General features: G+C 68.8%; 17 protein-coding genes and 1 pseudogene. 9 read left to right on the top strand and 9 right to left on the bottom strand.

Features of this window, described 5'->3' with window-relative positions; translation table 11 throughout:
• Nucleotides 1–18: 18 nt before the first annotated feature.
• Nucleotides 19–357 (top strand): hypothetical protein, encoded by a 339-nt coding sequence (locus ACZ9GM_RS12760; protein WP_291473422.1) that lies wholly within the window; start codon nt 19–21, stop codon nt 355–357.
• Nucleotides 358–378: 21 nt separating this feature from the next.
• Here the strand turns inward: ACZ9GM_RS12760 and leuS are convergent, their stop codons facing one another.
• A complete protein-coding gene (gene leuS / locus ACZ9GM_RS12755) occupies nt 379–3,228 on the bottom strand; it encodes a leucine--tRNA ligase (protein WP_291473423.1) in 2,850 nt (949 codons plus the stop codon).
• 28 nt (nt 3,229–3,256) lie between these two features.
• Here leuS and ACZ9GM_RS12750 point away from each other — a divergent pair, with 28 nt between their 5' ends.
• From ACZ9GM_RS12750 to ACZ9GM_RS12735, 4 genes are all read left to right on the top strand, one after another.
• On the top strand, nt 3,257–3,880 hold the full coding sequence (locus ACZ9GM_RS12750; RefSeq protein ID WP_291473424.1) for an SdpI family protein: 624 nt from the start codon (nt 3,257–3,259) through the stop codon (nt 3,878–3,880).
• A gap of 514 nt (nt 3,881–4,394) precedes the next feature.
• Entirely contained in the window at nt 4,395–4,841 is a 447-nt protein-coding gene (locus tag ACZ9GM_RS12745) for a hypothetical protein (protein ID WP_476038046.1), read from the top strand.
• Complete coding sequence (locus ACZ9GM_RS12740; RefSeq protein ID WP_291473426.1) at nt 4,841–5,833, top strand: ribokinase; 993 nt, start codon at nt 4,841–4,843, stop codon at nt 5,831–5,833. The genes ACZ9GM_RS12745 and ACZ9GM_RS12740 overlap by 1 nt, the downstream gene beginning before the upstream one ends.
• Before the next feature lie 11 nt (nt 5,834–5,844).
• Complete coding sequence (locus ACZ9GM_RS12735) at nt 5,845–6,837, top strand: bile acid:sodium symporter family protein (protein ID WP_291473427.1); 993 nt, start codon at nt 5,845–5,847, stop codon at nt 6,835–6,837.
• Nucleotides 6,838–6,853: 16 nt separating this feature from the next.
• Here the strand turns inward: ACZ9GM_RS12735 and ACZ9GM_RS12730 are convergent, their stop codons facing one another.
• Both ACZ9GM_RS12730 and ACZ9GM_RS12725 read right to left on the bottom strand, forming a co-directional pair.
• Nucleotides 6,854–8,341: an ATP-binding protein gene (locus ACZ9GM_RS12730; protein WP_291473428.1), complete on the bottom strand. Its 1,488-nt coding sequence runs from the start codon at nt 8,339–8,341 to the stop codon at nt 6,854–6,856.
• A gap of 29 nt (nt 8,342–8,370) precedes the next feature.
• Nucleotides 8,371–8,925 carry an NUDIX hydrolase gene (locus ACZ9GM_RS12725; RefSeq protein ID WP_291473429.1) on the bottom strand — a complete coding sequence of 185 codons (555 nt, stop codon included), beginning with the start codon at nt 8,923–8,925 and terminating at the stop codon, nt 8,371–8,373.
• 71 nt (nt 8,926–8,996) lie between these two features.
• On the opposite strand from ACZ9GM_RS12725, the gene ACZ9GM_RS12720 reads away from it, so the two are divergent.
• A complete protein-coding gene (locus ACZ9GM_RS12720; protein ID WP_291473430.1) occupies nt 8,997–10,001 on the top strand; it encodes an iron-siderophore ABC transporter substrate-binding protein in 1,005 nt (334 codons plus the stop codon).
• A gap of 480 nt (nt 10,002–10,481) precedes the next feature.
• Here ACZ9GM_RS12720 and ACZ9GM_RS12715 read toward each other — a convergent pair whose 3' ends face one another.
• Genes ACZ9GM_RS12715 through ACZ9GM_RS12705 form a run of 3 tightly spaced genes read right to left on the bottom strand, consistent with a single transcriptional unit; the run spans nt 10,482 to nt 13,098 of the window.
• A complete protein-coding gene (locus ACZ9GM_RS12715; protein ID WP_291473431.1) occupies nt 10,482–10,871 on the bottom strand; it encodes a branched-chain amino acid transporter permease in 390 nt (129 codons plus the stop codon).
• Complete coding sequence (locus ACZ9GM_RS12710; RefSeq protein WP_476038045.1) at nt 10,868–11,638, bottom strand: AzlC family ABC transporter permease; 771 nt, start codon at nt 11,636–11,638, stop codon at nt 10,868–10,870. The genes ACZ9GM_RS12715 and ACZ9GM_RS12710 overlap by 4 nt, the downstream gene beginning before the upstream one ends.
• Complete coding sequence (locus ACZ9GM_RS12705) at nt 11,638–13,098, bottom strand: CCA tRNA nucleotidyltransferase (protein ID WP_291473433.1); 1,461 nt, start codon at nt 13,096–13,098, stop codon at nt 11,638–11,640. The genes ACZ9GM_RS12710 and ACZ9GM_RS12705 overlap by 1 nt, the downstream gene beginning before the upstream one ends.
• A 29-nt stretch (nt 13,099–13,127) precedes the next feature.
• Between ACZ9GM_RS12705 and ACZ9GM_RS12700 the strand changes: the two are divergent.
• The 3 genes and pseudogenes from ACZ9GM_RS12700 to ACZ9GM_RS12690 form a co-directional block, all read left to right on the top strand.
• Nucleotides 13,128–13,742: pseudogene (locus ACZ9GM_RS12700) on the top strand (NUDIX hydrolase); the annotation flags it as partial.
• Between the two features lie 8 nt (nt 13,743–13,750).
• Nucleotides 13,751–16,222 (top strand): hypothetical protein, encoded by a 2,472-nt coding sequence (locus ACZ9GM_RS12695; RefSeq protein ID WP_476038044.1) that lies wholly within the window; start codon nt 13,751–13,753, stop codon nt 16,220–16,222.
• Entirely contained in the window at nt 16,206–19,709 is a 3,504-nt protein-coding gene (locus tag ACZ9GM_RS12690; protein WP_291473435.1) for a murein biosynthesis integral membrane protein MurJ, read from the top strand. The genes ACZ9GM_RS12695 and ACZ9GM_RS12690 overlap by 17 nt, the downstream gene beginning before the upstream one ends.
• 24 nt (nt 19,710–19,733) lie before the next feature.
• On the opposite strand, the gene ACZ9GM_RS12685 is transcribed toward ACZ9GM_RS12690, so the two are convergent.
• The 3 genes from ACZ9GM_RS12685 to ACZ9GM_RS12675 form a co-directional block, all read right to left on the bottom strand.
• Entirely contained in the window at nt 19,734–21,143 is a 1,410-nt protein-coding gene (locus ACZ9GM_RS12685) for an aminopeptidase P family protein (protein ID WP_476038043.1), read from the bottom strand.
• A 61-nt stretch (nt 21,144–21,204) separates the two neighbouring features.
• Nucleotides 21,205–21,771, bottom strand: coding sequence for a hypothetical protein (locus tag ACZ9GM_RS12680; protein ID WP_291473437.1), 567 nt, complete (start codon nt 21,769–21,771; stop codon nt 21,205–21,207).
• On the bottom strand, nt 21,768–22,565 hold the full coding sequence (locus tag ACZ9GM_RS12675) for a helix-turn-helix domain-containing protein (protein ID WP_291473438.1): 798 nt from the start codon (nt 22,563–22,565) through the stop codon (nt 21,768–21,770). Before ACZ9GM_RS12675 ends, ACZ9GM_RS12680 begins: the two co-directional genes overlap by 4 nt.
• Nucleotides 22,566–22,631 lie beyond the last annotated feature (66 nt).

Below are 22,631 nucleotides of genomic sequence, written 5' to 3'. Positions count from 1 at the left end.
CTGGGTTACGCTGGAACCATGGATTCGATGGACAGTTCCGAGGACCTGATCTCCCATCTGGAGCAGGAGGACCACCGCGCCACCGTCCGGTTGGCGTGGCGGCTCGGTCTCGGCGTACCAGTCCTCACCCTGCTGACCCTGCTGGTCTTCTGGCTGATCACCGGCGATTCCGTGGCGACCCACATCGCGCCGATCGTCGTGGCCCTCGTGGGTGTGGTGGGGACCTGTGTCATCACCAGCCGCAAGTGGAGCCGCTACCATGCCTGGGCGCCGCTGATGGGCGCCGTGTGGGCGCTGGTGCCGTGGTTCCTCCTGGTGGCCACGACACTCCTGCCGAAGCTCATCCTGGGGGAGTAGCGGGCACCTGCGTCCGGGCCCCTACCTGGCGACGATGTTGACCATCTTGCCGGGGACCACGATGATCTTCGCCACCGTCTTGCCCTCGATGTGCGCCTGTACGTTCGGCTCGGCGAGAGCGGCGGCCTCGACGGCGTCACGGGCGGCGTCCACCGGGACGGTGATGCGGCCACGGACCTTGCCCATGACCTGTACCGGCAGCTCGACAGAGTCGTCGACCAGCCACTTCTCCTCGAAGGTCGGGAAGTCGACGTGGGCCAGTGACCCCTCGTGGCCCAGACGGGTCCACATCTCCTCGGCGATGTGCGGGGCGACCGGGGCCAGCATGAGCACCAGCGGCTCGACCGCGGCCCGGGGCGCAGACGCACCGGCGTAGGCCTTGGTGAGGTAGTTGACGTACTCGATGAGCTTGGCGACGGCGGTGTTGTCCCGCAGGTTCGCGTAGTCGTCACGCACGCCGGCGACGGTGCGGTGCAGGGCACGGCTGTCATCGTCGGTGAGGGCGGCATCTCCGACTGCGACGTCCCCGGTGGCCTCGTCGACCGCCAGACGCCAGGCACGCTGCAGGAAACGCTGCGCACCGACGACGTCCTTCGTCGCCCAGGGGCGGGAGGTGTCCAGCGGGCCCATCGACATCTCGTAGACGCGGAGGGTGTCTGCACCGTAGTTGTCGCAGATCTCATCGGGGGAGACGGCGTTCTTCAGGGACTTGCCCATCTTGCCGTACTCCTGGGTGACCTCTTCGCCGTTGTAGAAGAACTTCCCGTCCTTCTCCTCGACCTCGGCGGCCGGGACGTAGACGCCACGGGTGTCCGTGTAGGCATAGGCCTGGATGTAGCCCTGGTTGTAGAGGCGGTGGTACGGCTCGTAGGAGCTGACGTGCCCCAGGTCGAAGAGGACCTTGTGCCAGAAACGGCTGTACAGCAGGTGCAGCACGGCGTGCTCCACACCACCGACGTAGAGGTCCACGCCGCCGGAGGGCATGCCCTCGCGCGGGCCGGTCCAGTACTTCTCGTTCTCGATGTCGACCAGCGCGTCCGAGTTCGTCGGGTCGATGTAGCGCAGCTGGTACCAGGAGGATCCGGCCCACTGCGGCATGACGTTCGTGTCGCGCCAGTAGGTCTGCTCGCCGTCGCCGAGGTCCAGGGTGACCTCGACCCACTCCTTCGCCTTCGCCAGCGGCGGCTGGGGCTCGGTGGAGGCGTCGTCCGGATCGAAGCTGACCGGCTTGTAGTCCTCGACCTCGGGCAGCTCGACCGGCAGCATGGACTCGGGCAGAGCGTGGGCCACACCGTCCGCGTCGTAGACGATGGGGAAGGGCTCGCCCCAGTAGCGCTGACGGGCGAAGAGCCAGTCACGCAGCTTGTACTGGATCTTCTCCTCACCGAGGCCCTGCTCCGCGAGCCAGGCGATGGTCGCCTCGATAGCCTCGGCCTTGTTCTTCCCGTCGAGGGTCAGCCCGCGATCGTTGCCCGAATTCACGAGGACGCCGTCGCCGGTGTACGCGGCGTCCTGAACGTCATCCCCACCGGACACGACCTCGTGGATCGGCAGGCCGAAGACGGTCGCGAACTCGTGGTCGCGCTCATCGTGGGCGGGCACGGCCATGATCGCGCCGGTGCCGTAGCCGGTCAGCACGTAGTCTGCGATAAAGACGGGGACCTGCGCGCCGTTGACCGGATTGGTCGCGTAGGCGCCGGTGAAGACGCCGGTCTTCTCCTTGTTCTCCTGACGCTCCAGGTCGGATTTCGCGGCGATGGCCTTCCGGTAGGACGCCACGGCGTCCTTCGGGGAAGCCTCACCGTTGGTCCACAGCGGGTTGGTGCCCTCGGCGTAGGGGGCGTCGGTGACCAGCGCATCCACCAGCTCGTGCTCGGGTGCCAGGACCATGTAGGACGCACCGAAGAGCGTGTCCGGGCGGGTGGTGAACACCCGGATCCGGGCCTCGGACCTGGGTGCGGCCAGCTCGACGGCGAAGTCGACCTCGGCACCGCGGGAGCGGCCGATCCAGTTGCGCTGCATGGACTTGACCTTCTCCGGCCAGTCCAGGTCGGCGAGGTCGTCGATGAGGCGGTCGGAGTAGGCGGTGATGCGCATCATCCACTGCGACAGACGCTTGCGGAAGACGGGGAAGTTGCCGCGCTCGGAGCGTCCGTCCGCGGTGACCTCCTCGTTGGCGAGCACGGTGCCCAGGCCCGGGCACCAGTTCACGGTGGAGTTCGAGCGGTAGACCAGGCGGTGCTCGTCGAGCGCCTCCTGCTGCTGCTTCGGGGTGAGGTCGGCCCAGGCGGTGCCGTCGACACCCTCGGCGATGAACTTCTCCTCGAGTTCGGCGATGGGGCGGGCCTTCTGGGCATCCGTGTCGAACCAGGAGTTGTAGATGCGCAGGAAGATCCACTGCGTCCACCGGTAGAAGTCGGTGTCGGTGGTGGCCACGACGCGGCGGCGGTCGTGGCCCAGACCCAGGCGACCGAGCTGACGCTCCATGTTGTCGATGTTCGCCTGGGTGGTGGTGCGCGGATGGGTACCGGTCTGCACGGCGTACTGCTCGGCGGGCAGGCCGAAGGCGTCGTAGCCGAGGGTGTGCAGGACGTTGCGGCCCAGCATGCGGTTGTAGCGGGCGTAGACGTCCGTGGCGATGTACCCCAGGGGGTGGCCGACGTGCAGGCCGACACCCGAGGGGTAGGGGAACATGTCCTGGACGAAGAGCTTGTCGTCCGGCAGCGCCTGGTCCGGGTCAGCGAGGTCCCCGACGGGGTTCGGGGCGTTGAAGGTGCCCTGCTCCCGCCAGGTGTTCTGCCAGCGGGCCTCGATGTCGCCGGCGAGCTCCGGGGTGTAACGGAAGGGGGTGGACTCGCTGGAATTACTCATGGCTGCTCATTGTAATAGACTGCTGGTCATGATCGTTCTCTCTGTCCTGCTGTTCGTCCTCGGTGTTGCGGTGCTGGTCACTGGTCTGATGGGGCTGACGGGGAGACTGCCGGGCAACAGGTGGGTGGGCCTGCGTATCCCGGAGGTCCGCAAGTCGAAGGACATGTGGGTCACCGGGCACCGCATCGCCGGCCCGTTCTGGACCGGTGCTGGCATCGCCCTGCTGCTCGGTGGGCTGGTCAGCCTGCAGGGAGGCTGGCTGTGGGCCGTTGCCGGTGTACTGGCCGTCGGAGCTCTGGCGCTCATCGGCACCGGTGCGGCGAATGCGGCGCACATCATGGCGCAGATCGACCTGCGCAAGGGTCAGGAGGCGGAGCAGAGGCGTGCGGCGGCCGGATGCTGCTCCTCGGGGAGCAGTGCTCCTGCCGCGTCTGCCGCATCTTCGCAGGACGCCGGCCTGGTCATCCCGCCGGTGAAGGACGCCACCGGTACCGTCTCCGCGGCCGGTGACTCCTGTGGCGGGTCCTGCGGCGACTGCGGTGCCTGCGACCACGGGGACGACGACCTGTCCGGAACCACCACCTCGCTGAATGCCCCGTCGCTGGACATGGACGCCGCCCGCCGTGCCATGGCCGCCCAGGACGGGAAGTAGGACGCAGCTCCGGCACCACCTGCAGATCCACGGTGGGGACCGGGGAAACCGGCAGTCCCTCGCAACCCTGCTACGCCAGCGAGGTCACCCGGAGAGAGCACACCGGCAGCTACCGGGATGCCGATCGCGTTGTAGATGAACGCGAACACCAGGTTCTCCCGGATATTGCGCATCGTGGCGTGCGGCAGGGGCGTCGGGTGTGGTCTCCTTGACCGGATCGACGACGGCGAGGGCCGCGGAGATCCAGAACCGGCGGGTCATGTCCGTCAGCTCGGGGTCGGGGCCGGTGGCGTCACCGGCCTCTTCACCGGCTCCAGGGCCCTCCCGCACCTCAGGGTGCATGGGGCAGGTGTACTCCCTCGTGGGCATCGTCTCCTCCTTCCACCTGCCACCGTAGGCGTCGCGCGGCGCATGTCGCGTGGACCACCGCCGACCACCGCCGACCACCGCCGACCACCGCCGCGGGTACCGTCGCAGGTACGACAACCGCACCGGATGAGGAAGAGGCTGCCCCATGCGAACCATGACGATCACGAGGACCGCCACCCTGCTGGCCGCGGCCGGCATTGCCCTGGCGGGCCTGGCCGCCTGCTCCGGCGAGGAGCGCAGCGAGGAGAACTTCTGCTCGACCGTCAACGACCACCGCGACCAGTTCACCGCCGCGATGGACACCGTCACCTCCAGCGCCGATATCGGCGACGGCCTGAACCAGGCCGGAGACGCCTTCAACAATCTCGGTGACATGTGGTCTGAACTGGCGGACGTCGCTCCCGAGGACATCCAGGACGACGCCGAGACCATGGACAAGGCCTTCGGCTCCGACTCCGACGAGGCCGAGGAGACCGAGGAGACCGAGGAGACCGAGGGCTCCGGTGGTCCGCTCGCCGGTCTCTCGGACGCCCTGGGCACCGCGCAGTCCGCAGTGAACATCAACAACTACGTCAACGAGCACTGCAGCTGATGGCCACCGGCTCCGTCGTCTTCGTCTGCGGCACCGTCAACATCGACACCTTCGTCCGTGTCGATGCCTTCCCGACCGCCGGGGAAACGGTCATCGCCACACCCGGCGCGCTGCCCGACGGCGGGAACCAGGCTCTCGGTGGCAAGGGCGCGAACCAGGCCGTCGCCGCCGCAAGATTCGCTGTGACCACGGGAGATGACACGGACACCACGGTCCGGCTCATCGCCACAGTGGGCGAGGACGCCGCAGGTGAAACCGCTCTCGGCGTCCTCCAGGATGCCGGTGTCGACATCTCCGGGGTGGCGCGCACCTCGGTTGCCCCGACCGGCCAGGCATTCATCATGAATGACGCGGCCGGGGAGAACATCATCATCGTGACCTCCGGGGCGAACACGGTGACCGATCCGGCGTCCTTCCCCGGCAAGGAGGGCGAGGAGCGGGCGGACGTCCTGCTCGCGCAGGGTGAACTGACCCCGGAGCACTCCGCGTCGCTGCCTGCGCTCGCGGAGCGACTGGGTGCCCGGTTCGTGCTCAATCTCGCACCGGTGACGACCCGGAACCCGGACCTTGTCGCCGCTGCCGACCCGTTGATCATCAACGAGACCGAGGCGGCGGATGTCCTGGGCGTCCCGCGGGACATCGGACTGGACGAGGTGCTCGACGGGCTCGCCGCGGCGGTCGGACGGGGACTTGCTACAAGTGCCGTGGTGACGCTCGGGGCGCAGGGCGCGCTGGTCATCGAGGGTGACGGGGAGGATCAGCGCACGATGGTGGCGTCCTCTCCCGTCCCGGAGGTGGTGGACACCACCGGTGCCGGCGATGCGTTCGCCGGCACCCTGGCCACCGCGTTGGCGCAGGGAATGTCCCTGGTGGACGCCGCACGGTACGCCGCTGCGGCCGGTTCACTGGCGGTGCGTGCGGCAGGGGCGGCGTCCTCGTATGCGCGGGGCGATGCTGTGCGGAATCTCGCAGAAAACTGTGTCGACCGATAAGGTGTCTCACTATGAGGAACTTCATTGACCGCATCCTGGGATACCGACCCGATCTGCTGATCGTTCTCATCATCCTCGGCGTGGTACTGGCGCTGATCTTCCCGGCCGACGGCGCCTTCGCCGACGTCATGGACTGGGTCGTCAAGATCGTCATCGGCGTGCTGTTCTTCCTCTACGGTGCGCGCCTGTCCACGCGCGAGGCCCTCAACGGACTGATGCACTGGCGGCTGCACCTGCTCATCCTCGCCTTCACCTTCCTGCTCTTCCCGCTCATCGGGCTGGCATTGATGCCGTTGCAGCATGCCATCGGCGAGGACCTCTACCAGGGCATCCTGTTCATGTGCCTGGTGCCGTCGACGGTGCAGTCGTCCGTGAACTTCACCTCGATCGCCCGCGGCAATGTGCCCGGCGCGATCATCAGCGCCTCGGCGTCCAACATGATCGGAGTCATCGTCACCCCGGTGCTGGTCCTGCTGCTGATGACCTCAGGCGACGGCGGCCTGACCATCGACACCTCGGTCTTCCTCGACATCGCCCTGCAGCTCCTGGCACCGTTCATCATCGGCCAGATCGCACGTGCCGTCTTCCCGGCGGTGCAGACCTTCGCCAAGGCCAAGCCGACGAGCTACGTCGACAAGATCTCCATCGGCCTGGTGGTCTACGTGGCGTTCTCCGAGGGCATCGTCATGGGCGTGTGGTCCTCGGTGAGCTGGGGCGCGATCGTCGGCATCTGTGTCGGCTCGGTGGTGCTGGTGTGGATCATGCTGACGGTGACCTCGTGGGTAGCGAGGAAGCTGGGCTTCAACTACGCCGACCAGGTAGCGATCCAGTTCTGCGGCACGAAGAAGTCCCTGGCCTCCGGCCTTCCGATGGCGACGGTGATGTTCAGCGGGGGAGCGGGGCTGATCATCGTGCCGCTGATGATCTTCCACCAGGTGCAGCTGATGATGTGTTCCTTCCGGGCCTCGAAGTACGAGCAGAAACGCCCGGAGAACACCTGGTAGGACGCGGGGCGCCAGCTCACCCCACCACCACGGCCAGCGTCCGGTCGGACAACCGCCACTCGTCACGACGCTTCGATGTGCGGTGCAGCAGCTCCCGCTGGGCCAACCAGGTCATCAGCGTCCTGGCGTCCGCCTCGGTGGACTGCTGCAGGGCCGCCGCCCGCGCCAGCGTGATCACCGCGGTGCCGGCTGACCCCGCACCACCCGCACCACCGGAACCGCCCAGCAGGTAACGCAGCACGACCAGCGTCGCGGCGTCCCGCGTGATGCCCCGGCCGAACTCCTCCCGGATCGCCGAGAGCGCCGCGACAAATGCCTGGTCGGCGACACCGTCGAAGAGCACCACATCCACCGAGTCCGCCCGCACGTCCACCGTCGGCGGCTCGAACCCCGCCGCGAGCATCGACACCCACATCCGGTCGAAACCCCGCGAGGACCATTCCACCAGTCCGAGGATCTGCATCGCATTGACCAGCGACGGGTTCCTCGGCTGCGACGGCCCCGACAGCAGCCGTTCCGCGGCCACACCCGGCGCGAGCCCGCCCGGCGAGGAGACCCGTAACATGTCGGTCGACTGGTACACCACCACCGGTTCCGGCCGTGACCAGTCCCGGTGCAGCAGCGCATTGTTCAGCGCCTCGGCCTGCGCCGGCACCGGCATCACCGTGTCCGCATGGGACCTGACCAGGCGTTGCAGCGCCGGCGCGGCAAGGATCAGCGGGTCATGGATCTCCGTCTCCGCGACCATGTCCCCGCCCGAGTCCCGGAACAGGTGCCGGGCCACCGGACGCTCCGGGTCCGGTCTGCCGAACAGGATCCGCGCGGCCAGAGTGGGGGAGCCGTCGGGAGTCAGCAGGTCCAGCGCATGCAGCACCGGTTCCGGCGCACCGTCACCCACGGCCTCGGCGAACCAGCCACCCCGCTCCTGGAGGACGCCGCACGCCACCGACAGCCCGTGCGGATCAAGGGCGGACGCCGGCATCGCGACCGCCCGTGCCGTCGGATCCGGATTGTGACGCACCCGCCCCAACGCCACCCGCTCCTCCCCGTCGAGCGGCAGGCACGCGTCCCCGACGCGGTGCTTCACCACCCCGTCGAAGCCGGTGTACACGGCCATACCTGCGGCGACGCGGATGATGACCAGGCGGGCGCCATGGACCTCGGCGGACCAGGCGTCCACGGTGAGGTGGGGACGCGTGTTCGCGAAGATGGTGTGGGCGATGTCCGCCGGATCCCGGTCGGTGCCGTTGAAGGCGTCCGGGCCGGGGGTGCGGTCGGCGATGCCGAAGACGATGAAGGCGCGCCCCGCCGAGCCGTTGGCGAAACAGGTCGCCGTCCTGACCAGCATGTCCACGACCTTGGCCGTGGCATTGCGGGTGGGGGTGTGCGCCGGATCCTCCTTGAAGTCGAGGACGGCGGACTCCAGGTCGTCAGCGGTCGCGCCCTCCCAGATGCGCTCCAGCGCATCCGCGACAACATTGGGCAGCGCCCGCTTCCGGCTCATGGTTCAGTGCTCAGATTCAGTGTCCGGACTCAGTGCCAGGCCGGCCGGTCGCGCTTGACGTAGCCCATCCGCGGCCGGAACCCGGACGGATGTTTGAGCTGGGCGACAGCGTCCGCGATGACCAGGCGGAACCGCGGGTCCAGGGGAGGAAGCTGGGCGATCTGGAACCAGCCGACCTCGGTGGATTCCTCGTCGTTGACGCGCGGGGTCCAGGCGTCCTCCGAATCCCCGGTGACGACGCAGCGCAGCGTGGTGTCCATGTACCGGCAGACGTCGCCGTTGGGGTAGGTCACCGGACCGACGGCGCCGACGCCGATCAGCGCGTCCACCTCGACGGTCAGGCCGGTCTCCTCGCGGACCTCACGGACCGCGGCGGCATGGGGCTCCTCACCAGGGTCGACGATGCCGCAGACCGGCGTCCACCGGCCGTCGTCGGCCCGACGGACCAGCAGGACCTCCGGGGTGGCGAAGGCGGGAGCGTCGGGGGCGACGTCCTTGACGACGATCGCGGTGACGCCCGGGAGCCACAGCTCGGCGTGGCCGATGTGCTCACGGAGTTCGGTGATGAACGGCGGTGTTCCCATGGGGTCCGAGTCTAACGCGGTACGCAATTCAGGGCTGTTCAGTTCCCCGGGCTAACGGTAGGCTCACCTGCATGACCTCCAGGATGATGCGCATCAGCGCGGCCGCCATGGCCCTCACCACCGCAGTCGCTCTCGCGGCCTGCTCCTCCGACGACGACGATGACGACACCTCCTCGTCATCGTCCTCCTCCGAATCCACCGCCACCGACTCCTTCCCGGTCTCCGTCGACACCAAGTTCGGCGAGGTCGAGATCGAGGAGCAGCCGCAGAAGGTCGTCGCCCTGGGCTGGGGCGACGCCGAGATCGCCACTGAGCTGGGCGTCCAGCCCGTCGGCGTGAGCGACTGGCTCGACTTCGGCGACGACGGTCTGAGCCCGTGGGCGGAGGCGTCCTATGACGAGGCCCCTGAGCTGCTCGGCACCATGGAGCTCGACTACGAGAAGATCGCCGCGCTGGAACCGGACCTCATCATCAACGTCCGCTCCGACGGCTCCGAGGACACCTACAAGAAGCTCTCCGCTGTCGCGCCGACCGTCTCCGCACCCGAAGGTGCCGACAACTGGACGACCCCCTGGGACACCCAGGTCGAGATGATCTCCACCGCCCTCGGCGAGAGCCAGAAGGGCGAGGACCTGGTCACCTCTGCTAACGACCGGATCACCGAGGTCAGGGACGCACACCCGGAGTGGTCGGAGAAGACCGGTACCGTCCTGGCGAAGACCAGTGAGGAATGGGGCGCGTACGTCACCGGTGACGCCCGCGCTGACCTGTTGGCGGACATCGGCTTCCAGCCGAACCAGGAAATCACCGATCTCGCCGGCGACACCTTCTACGTCTCCCTGTCCGAGGAGAACATCGACAAGGCCGACTCCGACGTGGTCATCGGCTTCCCGATCATGCTCTCCGCCGACGAGCTCACCAAGGACACGGCCTGGAACTCCCTCACCGCAGTGAAGGAGGGCCACGCTGTCGTCGCCGACGACGAGCTCGCCAACGCGATTTCCCTGGGCACCCCGGCCTCCATGCTCCACGCGCTCGACCTGCTGGTCCCGCAGCTGGAGGACGCCACGGAATAGCCCTCCACGGAGGTCCCGTAAAGGTCTCCGTCCGGGTCTCCGTCGCAGAGATGTCGGCATCACGCACCGTGAGGCGGGTTCTGAAGAGTCAGAACAGCCTCACGGTGCGTGATGCGTACACGGCCAGGGTGCCCGGCTCGGGTGCTTGGGTGGGAGCCGCCGGGGTCAAGCGGCTGTGTGCGGGGTGATGTCCGACATTCGAGGGGTTACGCAGACACAATCCCCCGCGGTACTCCGGCGACATGGCCATGGATGCCGTTGAGATCGAGCGCGCACTGCTGACCCTGAGCAGGGAAGAACGTGCCGCTGTGATCCACCGTGGCCTCCTGAGCCTGGATTCCCCGAACTCCAGTGCCGACCAACCGGCCGGCCGCGAAGGCGAGGCAAGGAAGGGACGGGAGCGAGGACCCGGAAACGACTCGGGAGGGTGGCCTGAAGATCCAGGACCAACCACCGGAGTCGCTCAGAGCCACCCCAGGCTCAGAACACCCAGTTCACCAGCACCACGTACAGCGCCGTGCCGAGCAGGATCGACCACGTCGCCGAGCGCTTCCACAGGTGCAGCCCCACGGTGAACGCCACGGCGATGAGCGCCGCCCCCACCCCGCCGGGCTTGTCGGTGCTGTCGACCAGCGTGTACATGACCAGCACGATCATCACGCCGACCGGCATGGCGATTCCCAGCCACGCCACCAGCGCAGACTCGCGGAAGAACTTCATCGCCGCGAAGGGCAGGGCACGCAACACCACGGTCACCACGCAGATCCCGGCGAGGATGAGCAGGGTGTTCGTCAGGTCCACGCCCTCAGGCAGGCCGGCGGACGCCAGGGTCGGTGTGGACGGGGACAGGGGGACGGACCCGGCGCTCATGACGCATCTCCCTTCTCCGGGTCTCCGTCGGCGGATGCAGACCCCGGAAATGAAGACCCCGGGGACGCAGCACCGCAGCCTGCGTCCTTCCGCCGGTCCCACAGGAACCGCCCGACCAGGAAGGCGAAGTACAGCGTCAGCCCGATGAGCAGCATCTGGTCCCGGCTGATGAGCAGCCCGACCACACCGGTCACCACGGCGACGACCGGCAGCAGCACATCACGCCGGGCGGACATCGCCTCAATTGCCAGCACCACGAACAGGGCGGTCAGCGCAAAGTCGAGCCCCTCGACGTCCATCGGCAGGGCCGCGCCGACCAGCGCGCCGACGATGCCGGGAAGCACCCAGGACGCCTGGCAGAACGCCTGCACCGCCATGACCTTCGGCTGCGTCCACGTCGCCCCACGGTGGGACGACAGGATCGCATAGGTCTCGTCGGTCAGCGCGTAGACACCGTAGGCCTTCGCCACCGGCGAGCGCACCGCAGAAACCGGGTAACTCAGCCCGTAGAAGATGTGCCGGAAGTTCACCAGGAACCCTGTCACCGCGGCCGACAGCGGAGCCACACCCCCGGTGACCAGGGAAATCGCCAGGAACTCCATGGAACCGGCGTAGATGACGAAACTGAAGACCGGCGTCCACCACCAGGCGAAGCCGGACTGACTCACGAGCAGACCGAAGGCCAGACCCAGCGGCAGCAGTCCCAGGCCCACCGTCCAGGACGCCCGGACGCCGGCGGCCACCTCAGAGCGGGTAGTCGGGGACACTAGAGGTCCCGGTTCTTCCACCAGGCCTTGAGCTCGGCGACGGCCTCGTCGTGCTCCATCGGGCCGCGGTCCAGCCGCAGTTCCTTGAGGAACGCCCAGGCCTTGCCGACCTCGGGTCCCGGCGCGATGCCGAGGATCTCCATGATCTCGTTGCCGTCCAGTTCAGGACGCACCGCCGCAAGGTCCTCCTTCTCCTTCAGCTCGACGATCCGGGCGTCCAGGTCGTCGCAGACCCGCTGCAGGCGCGCGGCCTTGCGCTTGTTGCGCGTGGTGCAGTCGGCCCGGACGATGAGCTGGAGCTGGGGGAGCAGGTCGCCGGCGTCGGTGACGTACCGGCGCACCGCGGAATCGGTCCACGTGCTCTCGCCGTAGCCGTGGAAGCGCATGTGGAGGAAGACAAGCTGGCCGATCTCCTCGGTGGTCTTCTTCGGGAACTTCAGCGCCTTGAGCCGCTTGCGCGTCATCCGCGCACCGACGACCTCGTGGTGGTGGAAGGTCACCGCACCGGACTCGGTGAAGGCACGGGTCGCGGGCTTGCCGCAGTCGTGCATGAGCGCGGCCCAGCGAAGCACCAGCCGGCGGTGCTCCAGCTCTTCCGGCTCACCCGCCAGCCGCCCCTCCAGCTCCGTGACATTGCGCAGCACCTGCAGGGAGTGGGCGTAGACGTCCTTGTGCTGCCGGTGCTCGTCCTGGGTGAGCTGCAGCGCAGGCAGCTCGGGCAGGACATGTGCGGCGATGCCCGTGACGACCATGAGGTCCAGGCCGGTCCACGGCTCAGCCCCGAGCATGAGCTTGTCGAGTTCGGCGGCAACGCGCTCGGCGGTGATCCGGTCGATCTCGGCGGCCATCCGCGTCATGGCCTCCTGCACCCGCGGGGCGACCTCGAAGCCGAGCTGGGAGGCGAAACGGCAGGCCCGGAGCATGCGCAGCGGGTCGTCGTGGAAGGACTGCTCAGGCGCAGCCGGCGTATCGAGCACGCCGTTGACCAGGTCCTCGAAACCGTTCAGCGGATCCCGCAGTTCGTGGGCACCGTCAGCGGACAGCTCCAGGGCGATGGCGTTGCCGCGGAAGTCCCGGCGCACCAGGTCCTCCTCCAGGGAGGTGCCGTAGGTGACCTCGGGGTTCCGCGATGAGCCGTCGTACCGGTCGGCGCGGAAGGTGGTGATCTCCACGGTCATCCCGTGGATCAGACCGGAGACGGTACCGAAGGCGATACCGGTGTCCCAGACGGTGGACGCCACCTCGTCGAGGATCTCCGTCACCACGTCCGGACGCGCATCGGTGGTGAAGTCGAGGTCGTGGGAGAGTCGACCGAGGAGTGCGTCCCGGACGGAACCGCCGACAAGGAACAGGGAATGTCCACGGGTGGCGAAGGCGCCGGCGAGGGCGGTGAGTGTCCTGTCGTGGACTTTCACGGCGTCCTGCGCGGTCGCGAGCATGGTTCCGGCATCTCGTTGCATTCCCACAATGGTACAGCCGGGTCCCCCTTTCACAGTCGCAGGCACTACGCTGGTCAACCATGAGTCAGAGGCGTCGTCGAAGCATCCCGGACCCCCGGCGGTCCCCGGCGCGCCCGGTTCACCAGCGTGACCACCACGAACTGCCGACCTCGGTCGAGACCAGCGCCGGTGGCCTGGTGCTTTCGGGCATGCCGGAGGCCGTCCGTGGCGACGGTTCCGTGGATCTGTCGAAGATGTACGTCGCCCTCATCGGGCGTCTTGACCGGCGCGGACGCCTCCTCTGGTCCATCCCCAAGGGACATATCGAGGACGCCGAGGACGCCCACACCACCGCCGAGCGCGAGGTGTGGGAGGAGACCGGGGTGCACGGCCAGGTCTTCTCCGAGCTGGGCACCATCGACTACTGGTTCGTCTCCGAGGGCAAGCGGATCCACAAGACGGTGCACCACCATCTGCTCCGCGTGGTCGACGGGGAGCTCAACGACGAGGACCCGGAGGTCACCGAGGTGGCCTGGCTGCCGGTGAGCCATCTCGTGGAGAAGCTGGCGTACGCCGATGAACGCAAGCTCGCCCGGCAGGCCCTCGACCGGCTGCCCGACCTGGCCCGCGCCGAGGCGAAGGCCGGGCGTCGGACGCTGCGGTAGGTGGTCGTGTGCGCCTGCCCCGTCCGCTCCCCAGACTGGTCCCCCTCGCCGTCAGCGCGGCGCTGGGGGTCTGTCTGGCATGTCCGGTCTCTCCCGCGGCCGCCCAGGTACCCACCACCTCTGACCTGCTGTGGGCCAATCCGGACGCCCGCTCGGCCGAGCCGGAGTCCGGGGTGACCGCGCAGGTCACCGCCCAGTCCGCGGCCCGGGCCGTGGAGGACGACGAGCTGGAGGTCACCGTCTCGGTCACCAACGGCTCGGACCAGACGCTCAGTGGACTGGAACTGCGCGCCCAGCATGCCGAGACGGTCACCGAGCCGGACGGTGTGGCGACCTCACTGCTGGCCAACCAGGGAGAGTACCCGTGGGTCGGCCCGTTCCAGACGCTCGACGCGACGGTGCAGCCGGGGGAGTCCCTCGACATCACCGTGCGGGTGCCGGTGGGGCAGTCGGATGACTGGTACCGGGACAACACCGACGGGGACGTCGCGCCCGTCGACGACGTGACGTTGCCCGGTCTGGGGCTGACCGGCGCCGGTGTCCACCCCCTGCTGTTCAACCTCAACGGCAGTCTCGGGGGCGCCGACACCTCCTACCTCGCCGGGGCGCGCACGACCCTCACCGTCACCGACGACCGGCCCGATGACGACGAGGGCGCAGAAGACACGGAGGAGACCACCCCGGGTCTCACGGTCCTGTGGCCGCTGTCCTCGGCGTCGGTCGCCGTCGCGGGTCAGGTCGGCGACGCCCCGGACCCCTCCGAGCTCTACCTCCCCGACGAGACCCTCGCCGGTGAGCTCTCCGAGGGCGGACGCCTCCGCGGCCTGCTGGACACCTGGCGCGACGCCACCGACGGCAGCGACGGTGACCGGGTGAAGGCGTCCACCTGCCTCGCCATCGACCCTGACCTTCTCGAGACCGTCGACCGGATGACCGACGGCTACCGCGTGGGCGCCTCGGTGCCCTCGCCGGTCGAGGAACCCACCCGGCTGCGCGACCGCTGGAACCGCCACGACGATGACACTCCCTCGGAGTCCGGCACCGGGGCGGACGCCGCCTCCGCCTGGCTCAGTGACCTGCGCGACGTGGTGGAGGACGCCTGCGTGGTGCCCCTGCCCTACGCCAACGCGGACATCAACGCCGTCGCCACCGGCAACGACCCGTGGCTCGCCGAGGAGATGACCGACCGTGGCGTCTCCGTGGTGGAAGACGTCCTCGACATCACCCCCGCCACCGGGGTGCAGATCCCCGGCTCGGGCTACATCGAACCCGCCGCCCGGTCGCTGATGGACGGTGGGGATGACAGTGCCCCGTCGACCGCCGTCATCGCCGACGCGACGCTCACCCGTGAAGCAACGGAGGAGGACATCCCCGGTGCACGCAGCGCCACCGGCACCCTCCCGGATTCCCCGGTGCGCACCCTCCAGTTCCCCGCCGCCCTCGGCGCGGCTCTCGCCGCGACCGGTGAGCGCCCCGAGACCGCCGCCTACTCCGACACCGACTCGCGCCGGGATCTCTCGGCGGACGGGGCGGCGTCCCGCATGGCGGCGGCGGTGGGCGTCCTCGACCGGGAACTGGACGCCGCCCGCACGACGACCGGCCAGGTTCTCGCCGTCCCGCCGGCCGCATGGTCGGTGGATCCGCAGGACGCCACGGCCTTCCTCGACGCGGTACAGGCACACTTCGCCGACGGGTCGGCCGAGCCGGTGAGCTTCGGTGACGCCCTGTCGGCCCCCGCCGCACCGGTGACCCTCGACGACACGACCGAGAACATCGACCCGGCCCCGGTCGACGACGGTGCGGCACGCAATGTCGCCCAGGTCGCCGGGCACCTGCGCAACCTGACCAACATCATGGAGGATGTCCCGAACATCGCCCTGACCCGCCGGATCTTCACCCGGCCGATGTTCGATGACCTGCTGCGTGCGGTGAGCGACACCGGGCGCCGCTTCCGGGCGGACGCCGCGGCGGTGCGTGACCGTGGTTCGGAGCGCACCGGGCGGGTCACCGGTCTGGCCTATGCGCTGCGGACCTCGGTCTCCCTGCTGCCGCCGGGCAATGTCTTCACCCGCACCAGTGACTCCTCCCCGCTCATCGTGGTGGCCCGCAACGGGCTCCCACTGCCGGTGTCGGTGCGGGTGCACTATGCCGGAGCGCCCGGCGTGACACTGAACACGCCGGGCGTGCAGCAGATCCCCGCACAGGGCAGTGTGACCCTCCAGATGACCTCCGAGATACCGACCGAGGCCGAGCAGTCTGATCTGACGATGTATCTGTCGACCCCCGATGACGTGCGGATATCCGACGAGGTGACGATCAGGCTGGCGTCAGTCCCCGGGCTGAACTGGCGTCTGGTCGGCATCGTCGCCGCCTGCCTCGCGCTGATCTTCGTCGCCGCGAGAACACTACGGAAGCGGCGACGCGCCGTGGACGGTTCGCCAGACAGCCGCCGAGTAAAGAATGATGGTGCACGTGACTGATTCCAACGAGGACCCCGAGCAAAAGCCCGGTCAGCGCCACCGGTTCCGCGCGACCGGTGGACCGTCGAAGCCGACCCGGCGTCCGGCGTCCGCGGCCGCGGCATCCACCGGGTCTTCCCGTGCTGTTCCGGGTTCCGCCGCCGAGGCGGACGCCGCGGTCTCGGCCGAGTCCGCTCTCTCGGGCCGGTCGAAGGCCACGACCGTCACCGTGGACGCGGACGGTGCAGTGGACGGGAAGCCGAGTGACGCCGACGTGGTGCGCACGACCGGTTCCATGGCCTTCGCCACGCTGTTGAGCCGTATCACCGGCTTCCTGCGCACCGTACTCATCAGTTCGGCACTGGGCGGGGCGATCGCCTCGGCCTTCAACACAGCCAACGTCCTGCCGAACCTCATCACCGAGCTGGTGCTCGGTGCGGTGCTCACCAGTCTGGTGATCCCGCTGCTGGTCCGGGCCGAGAAGGAGGACTCCGACCGGGGCGAGGCGTTCATCAGACGACTGGTCACGCTGACCTTCACCCTGATGATGACCGTGACGGTCGTCGCTGTCTTCGCCGCGCCACTGCTGACCAGGATGTCGCTGGGTGGAGACAGCAAGGTCAACGTAGGCATGTCCACGGCCTTCGCCTACCTGGTCCTGCCGCAGATCGTCTTCTACGCGATGTTCGCGGTGTTGATGGCTGTCCTCAACACGAAGGGCTACTTCAAACCCGGTGCCTGGGCCCCGGTCGTCAACAACGTGGTGACGATCGGGGTACTGAGCCTCTACTGGCTGCTGCCGCAGGACTCGAAGCTCTCCCCGAATGACTCGGTGACCATCACCGATCCGCACATCATGCTGCTGGGTCTGGGCACCACCTTCGGTGTCGTGGTGCAGGCACTGATCATGGTGCCGTACCTGAAGAAGGCCGGCGTCAACCTGCGTCCGCTGTGGGGCCTGGACGACCGGCTCAGGCAGTTCGGTGGAATGGCCCTGGCCATCGTCGTCTACGTGGCGATCTCCCAGGTCGGATTCATCCTCAACAACCGCATCGCGGCGGGCTCGGACGACACCGCCCCGACCATCTACACGCAGGCGTGGCAGCTGCTGCAGATGCCCTACGGCATCATCGGCGTCACCCTGCTCACCGCGTTCATGCCACGCCTGTCTCGCAATGCCGCCGACGGCGACGACAAGGCCGTGGTGAAGGACCTGACGACGGCGTCGCGGCTGACGATGCTGGCGATGGTGCCGGTGATCATCTACCTCACCGCCTTCGGCACGGTCATCGGCCCGGCCCTGTTCGCCTACGGTTCCTTCTCCCCGGACGCGGCGAACGTCCTGGGCTGGACGGTCAGTTTTTCCGCGTTCACCCTGATCCCCTACTCCCTGGTTCTGCTGCACCTGCGCGTCTTCTACGCCCGCGAGGAGGTGTGGACACCGACTTTCATCATCGGTGGAATCACGGTGACCAAGCTGGTGCTCGCCTATCTTGCGCCGCACATCGCCAGTGAACCGCGCCTCGTGGTGGTCCTGCTGGGTGCGGCGAACGGCATGGGTTTCGTCACCGGTGCGATCATCGGCCACCGGCTGCTCAAGCGTTCCCTGGGGCACCTGGGCATGCGCAGCGTGGCGAAGACCGCACTGTGGGCCCTGGGTGCGTCCGTCATCGCGGCACTCATCGCCTGGCGGGTGGACGCCCTGCTCACCGCCTTCGTTGTCAGTGACTCCTCCTCCATCGGCTACATCGTGCGCCTGCTGATCACCGGAGTGGTCTTCCTGATCCTCGCCGGCATCATGCTGTCATTCTCGAAGCTGCCGGAGGTCCTCACCATCGGTGCGGCCCTGGCGAGGCTGCCGCTGGTCGGCCGGTTCTTCCGCAAGGCCGCGGTCGCCGCCGCCCAACTGGAGGAGAACGCCCCTGCCACCGGCTCCACCACGAGGATCACCGACATGTCCTTCGGCGACAACTCCGGAATGGGCACCGGCCTCGTCGGTGCGCTGCCGCCGCTGTCCGCCGGGCGGGTCCGCGGGCCGCGCCTGGTGCCGGGTGCGCCGATCCTGCAGGGCCGGTTCCGGCTGCTCGCCGACCACGGTGGCTCGCCGACCGCCCGACTGTGGCAGGCCCGCGACAACGCCGACGGTGACCTGGTAGCCCTGACCGTCATCGACACGCTGAAGTCTGGCCGGTCGGCCTCCGAGATCGTGGCGGCGTCCGCCCGGCTCGCCGACGCCACGGCAACCTCGCCGGCGGTCGCGCTGGTCCGGGAGATCTGCAACGCGGGTTCCGTGGTGGTCATCGTCTCGGACTGGACCCAGGGTTCCCCGCTGACCCGGGCCGCGGAGTCCGGTCCGGATCCGCTGGCGGCGGGCTACGCCATGGCCGATCTGGCGGACGCCGCAGGTGCCGGCTGTTCGCTCGGTATCGACCACCGCAACCGGCTGCGGATCAGCACCGAGGGCCGCGCCGTCCTCGCCTTCCCGGGCCTGGTCCCGACCGATGCGGGAACGGACGCCGGCCCGGGCGACGTGCATGCCATCGGCGTCTCCCTTGACCTGCTCCTTGCCGGGGTACCCGGTGCACCGGAGTCCGTCCCTGCCGAGCTCACCTCGATCGTGGACGCCGCCCGGTCCGGCGGAATCACCGACGGCCATGAGCTGGCCCGGCAACTGCGCAGTGCCACCCGTCCGTCGGACGACCCGCACACCGGCCCGCACCTGGCGGCCACCGCAGACGTCACCCCGGAGGTCACCGACCGGGCCGGTTTCGGCGCCGCCCCGGAGAACCGTGGACGCCTGGCGGCCATCGGTGTCGCGACCGTCGCCGGTGTCATCGCGGTCGTCGCGGTGATCGTCATCGCCCTGGCCTTCTTCGGTGGTGACCGGAAGGATTCGCCGGTGACCACGGACTCGATCCTCGGCGGCCCGGGGCTGGGCACCATCGGTGTGCAGCAGCCGACGGAGGCAGTGGAATGGTCCCCGGTCGACGGCCGCGGCACCCCGGACAATCCGGAGGACGCCCCACTGGCGATCGACGGGAACCCGGACACCGCCTGGGCGAGTGCCCAGTACCAGGTGCAGTTCGGTCCGACGGACTCCTCGGTGAAGGAGGGTATCGGCCTGCTGCTGACCCTTCCGCAGGCCACGGCCCTGACCGAGGTCCAGCTGACCGGAGTCAACCCGGGGATGACCGTCGAACTGCGCACCGGGTCCGGTGACATCACCTCACTGGACCAGACCACACTGCTGGCCACCGGCATCTCGGAGGGCGACACGCTGAGCCTGGCGCCGGACGGGGACGGTGTGACGGCCGACGGTGAACAGGGGACGAAGGACCTGCCGGATCCGGAGGACCGGGTGCTGCTGTGGATCACCGGCCTTCCGATGCCGGATGCCGCGCAGGTCGCGGAGATCACGGTGCACGGCGCACCGAAGGTGACGAAGGAGGACGGCGCCGCGGAGGGTACCGGGGCACCCTCTGCCGGGGAGACCGTCCCGGCAGAGTAGGGGCGCCAGGGGGAGCAGGTCCGGTTACAGCCGGGCCTGCGTCCAGGCCTCGATCTCGTCGGTGCCGAAGGGCATGAGGTCGGCCGAGAGGTTCTCGTGGCCGTCGGCGGTGATGACGAGGTCGTCCTCGATACGCACGCCGATGCCGCGGAACTCCGGCGGCACGGACAGGTCGTTGACATGGAAGTACAGGCCGGGCTCGAGGGTGTGGACCATGCCGGGTTCGAGCATGGCGTCCTGGTAGTCCTCGTAGGGGGAGTGGCTGCAGTCGTGGACGTCGAGGCCGAGGTGGTGGCCGACGCCGCAGACGATGTAGCGGCGATGGTGCTGGCCGTCGGCCGACAGTGCTTCGTCGACGGAGACCGGCAGCAGGCCGAGGTCGTCGAGACCTTCGGCGAGGACCTGCATCGAGGCGAAGTGGAAGTCACTGTAGCGGTGGCACGGAGTGCAGACGGCCAGGCCGGCACGCTGGGAGGCGACGACGATGTCGTACACGGCACGCTGGGCGTCGGTGAACGTCCCTGAGACCGGGATGGTGCGGGTGACGTCCGCGGTGTAGCGGGACTCCATCTCGATACCCATGTCGAGCAGGGCGAGGTCACCGTCGCGGACGGGCCCGTCGTTGCGGGGCCAGTGCAGGTGGGCGGCGTGGCCGGCGGCGGCGACGATGGTCGCGTATCCGACGTCGACACCGTAGGTGCGCGCCGCCCGGTCGAAGGTGCCCTGGAGCCAGCGCTCGCCGCGCTCCATGGTCTTCGCGGTGGCGATCTGGCCGACGGTCTGCTCGAAGCCGAGGACGGTGGCGGAGACCGCGGCCCGCATCTGGTCGATTTCCCAGGCGTCCTTGATCTGCCGGAGCCGGTCGGCGACACGACGGGCGTCCGCGTCGGCACGGATGTCGAACCTGTGGGCCAGGGCGTCGGGGATCCGGCCGAGGCCACGGAACGGGCCGCCGAGGGTTGTCAGGTCGTCGTCGAGGTCGCTGAGCGGCCGGACGTCGATGCCCAGTGCCGTCGACCATTCGGCGGGTCCGGTCATCGCGCCGACCCACAGTTCGCCGTAGGCGGCGTTGCCGAAGAAGTCCGGGTCGGCGGGGCCGGCGGGCTGCTGGGTGTAGAGGGTGGTGCTGGTGTCCGTGAGGACCAGGTAGGACTCGTCGACCCCCATGCCGGTGAACCAGAGGAAGGTGGAGCTGGCGCGGAAGGCGTGGTCGTTGTCGTCGTTGCGCACACGCGGCAGTCCGGAACCGATGACGAAGACGCCGTCACCGGGGCGGTCCACGGCGGCGAGGAAGCGTTCACGGTGCGCCTGTGCTGCCTCGGCTGCCCCCGGTGTGAGGGTGGGGGTGCGGTCGAGCGGACCCCAGTTCTCCGAGATGACGGCGTTGAATCCGGACGCCTCGCGGATCTTCGGGATCCTGCGCTGACCTTCCATGGGGTGCTCTCCTGTCGTTCGCGGTGTTCTCGCGGTTCTCACTCTACGAGACCCCTTCTGTTCACAGCACTGCGCAGTCCCGGAGGAAGCCGGTGAGTTCTGTCGGGTCGCCGTGGTCGAGCGTTGCCAGGGCATGCTCCAGCTCGATCCGGCGCGACCGGGGGACCAGTGGGACACGGTGACCGGTGGGCAGCAGGTCCGCAGCCAGGCCGATCTGGGCGGACGCCAGGTCGCGGCGTCCTTCCTCGTCAGCGACGACACCGGCTGCGTAGCGGGCGAGGGCCTCGTCCACCGTGACCTGTCCACCCTCTTCGGTGTCTGCGCTGCCGACCGTACGGGCACACCGGGTGCATCGGGCGGCGAGATCGAGGACGCGACGTTCCTCGTCGAGCAGGTATCCGCCGACGGTCACTCCGCCGAGCAGGGTGTGGACCTCCGGCAGGGTCATCGTGCCGTCCTCGAGGGCGGTCATGTTCCACACCAGGCGGGGGACCGCCCCGGTGAAGGAGGCGACGGCCTCGGTGACGCCGACGTGGCGGATCCGGTCGCGGAGTGCTGTCGGCGGGACCAGGCGAGGGCCGACGGGTTCGCGGTGCGTCGGCGTCGTTCGCAGAGGTGTTCGTGTCATGTCCACCACGACCTGGCGATGTCGAGAGCATGTCGTTCCGCCACGGGACCGAGGCCGCAGGCGTCGATGACCTGTCGGACCGGGGCGACGAAGCGGACCCCGTCGTGCTCCGAGAGGTCGCGGAAGAGGCGGTCGTCGCCGGCCGCGACGATGACGTCGGCGCGGGCCGGGTCGCGGACGCTGCGGTGGGTGTCGGCGAGCGCTGCGACGGCAGCCGTCACATCACTGACCCAGAGGATGCCCGGCACCTCGGACACCCCGGAGAAAGAAGGTGCCGCTCCTCCGGAGACCGCCCAGAAGCCGTGTGCGGCGTCCCCGGCAGAGGCGAGTCGCAGGGGGTCCGACCGGCCCCTGAGGTAGGCGGCGCCTTCCCGGTGGCGCAGGTCCGAGGCCCGGCCGGCAGCGCAGAGAACCTGCAGTGTCGCCGCGGTGATCTGCTGGTCAGGAGCACTCTTCACGCCGGCCGCGATGCGTTCCAGCCGGTGCATCCAGGACCGTACGCCGGCGGGGATACTGTCCTGGGACTGCTCCTGGGACTGCTTCGGGGCGGCCAGCAGGAGGTCGGCGGCGATGGCGGCGTCCGGGTCGCTGAGTGGCCTGAGCTGCACTGTCATGTCCTTGCCGTGGACGATCGCGAGTTCCCTGAGCGTGGTCAGGGTGGGCTCGACAGCACCGTTGCTGATGCGGTGGAGCGTGGATCGGTTGATCCCGGCACGACGTGAGACATCGGTGGCTGTCCATCCGTCGGGGATGGACGCCACCTCCGTCACGACATCGTCCAGGGTGTGTTGCACGCATGCAATACTACAGGCATAGTGGTGCATGTATGCACCACCACTGGTCCGGACGGACGGGATTGC

Source organism: Corynebacterium sp. UD i78 (genome assembly GCF_056280545.1).
Note: the sequence above shows the minus strand (reverse complement) of the source record. Positions and strands in the feature narration are given on the sequence as shown.

What these genes read in the sequence shown, in the direction of transcription:
- ACZ9GM_RS12680 (WP_291473437.1), bottom strand. Translation starts at nt 21,771, where the DNA reads ATGACACGAACACCTCTGCGAACGACGCCGACGCACCGCGAACCCGTC.
- ACZ9GM_RS12750 (WP_291473424.1), top strand. Translation starts at nt 3,257, where the DNA reads ATGATCGTTCTCTCTGTCCTGCTGTTCGTCCTCGGTGTTGCGGTGCTG.
- leuS (WP_291473423.1), bottom strand. Translation starts at nt 3,228, where the DNA reads ATGAGTAATTCCAGCGAGTCCACCCCCTTCCGTTACACCCCGGAGCTC.
- ACZ9GM_RS12705 (WP_291473433.1), bottom strand. Translation starts at nt 13,098, where the DNA reads ATGCAACGAGATGCCGGAACCATGCTCGCGACCGCGCAGGACGCCGTG.
- ACZ9GM_RS12690 (WP_291473435.1), top strand. Translation starts at nt 16,206, where the DNA reads ATGGTGCACGTGACTGATTCCAACGAGGACCCCGAGCAAAAGCCCGGT.
- ACZ9GM_RS12715 (WP_291473431.1), bottom strand. Translation starts at nt 10,871, where the DNA reads ATGAGCGCCGGGTCCGTCCCCCTGTCCCCGTCCACACCGACCCTGGCG.
- ACZ9GM_RS12740 (WP_291473426.1), top strand. Translation starts at nt 4,841, where the DNA reads ATGGCCACCGGCTCCGTCGTCTTCGTCTGCGGCACCGTCAACATCGAC.
- ACZ9GM_RS12760 (WP_291473422.1), top strand. Translation starts at nt 19, where the DNA reads ATGGATTCGATGGACAGTTCCGAGGACCTGATCTCCCATCTGGAGCAG.
- ACZ9GM_RS12725 (WP_291473429.1), bottom strand. Translation starts at nt 8,925, where the DNA reads ATGGGAACACCGCCGTTCATCACCGAACTCCGTGAGCACATCGGCCAC.
- ACZ9GM_RS12745 (WP_476038046.1), top strand. Translation starts at nt 4,395, where the DNA reads ATGCGAACCATGACGATCACGAGGACCGCCACCCTGCTGGCCGCGGCC.
- ACZ9GM_RS12720 (WP_291473430.1), top strand. Translation starts at nt 8,997, where the DNA reads ATGACCTCCAGGATGATGCGCATCAGCGCGGCCGCCATGGCCCTCACC.
- ACZ9GM_RS12730 (WP_291473428.1), bottom strand. Translation starts at nt 8,341, where the DNA reads ATGAGCCGGAAGCGGGCGCTGCCCAATGTTGTCGCGGATGCGCTGGAG.
- ACZ9GM_RS12735 (WP_291473427.1), top strand. Translation starts at nt 5,845, where the DNA reads ATGAGGAACTTCATTGACCGCATCCTGGGATACCGACCCGATCTGCTG.
- ACZ9GM_RS12685 (WP_476038043.1), bottom strand. Translation starts at nt 21,143, where the DNA reads ATGGAAGGTCAGCGCAGGATCCCGAAGATCCGCGAGGCGTCCGGATTC.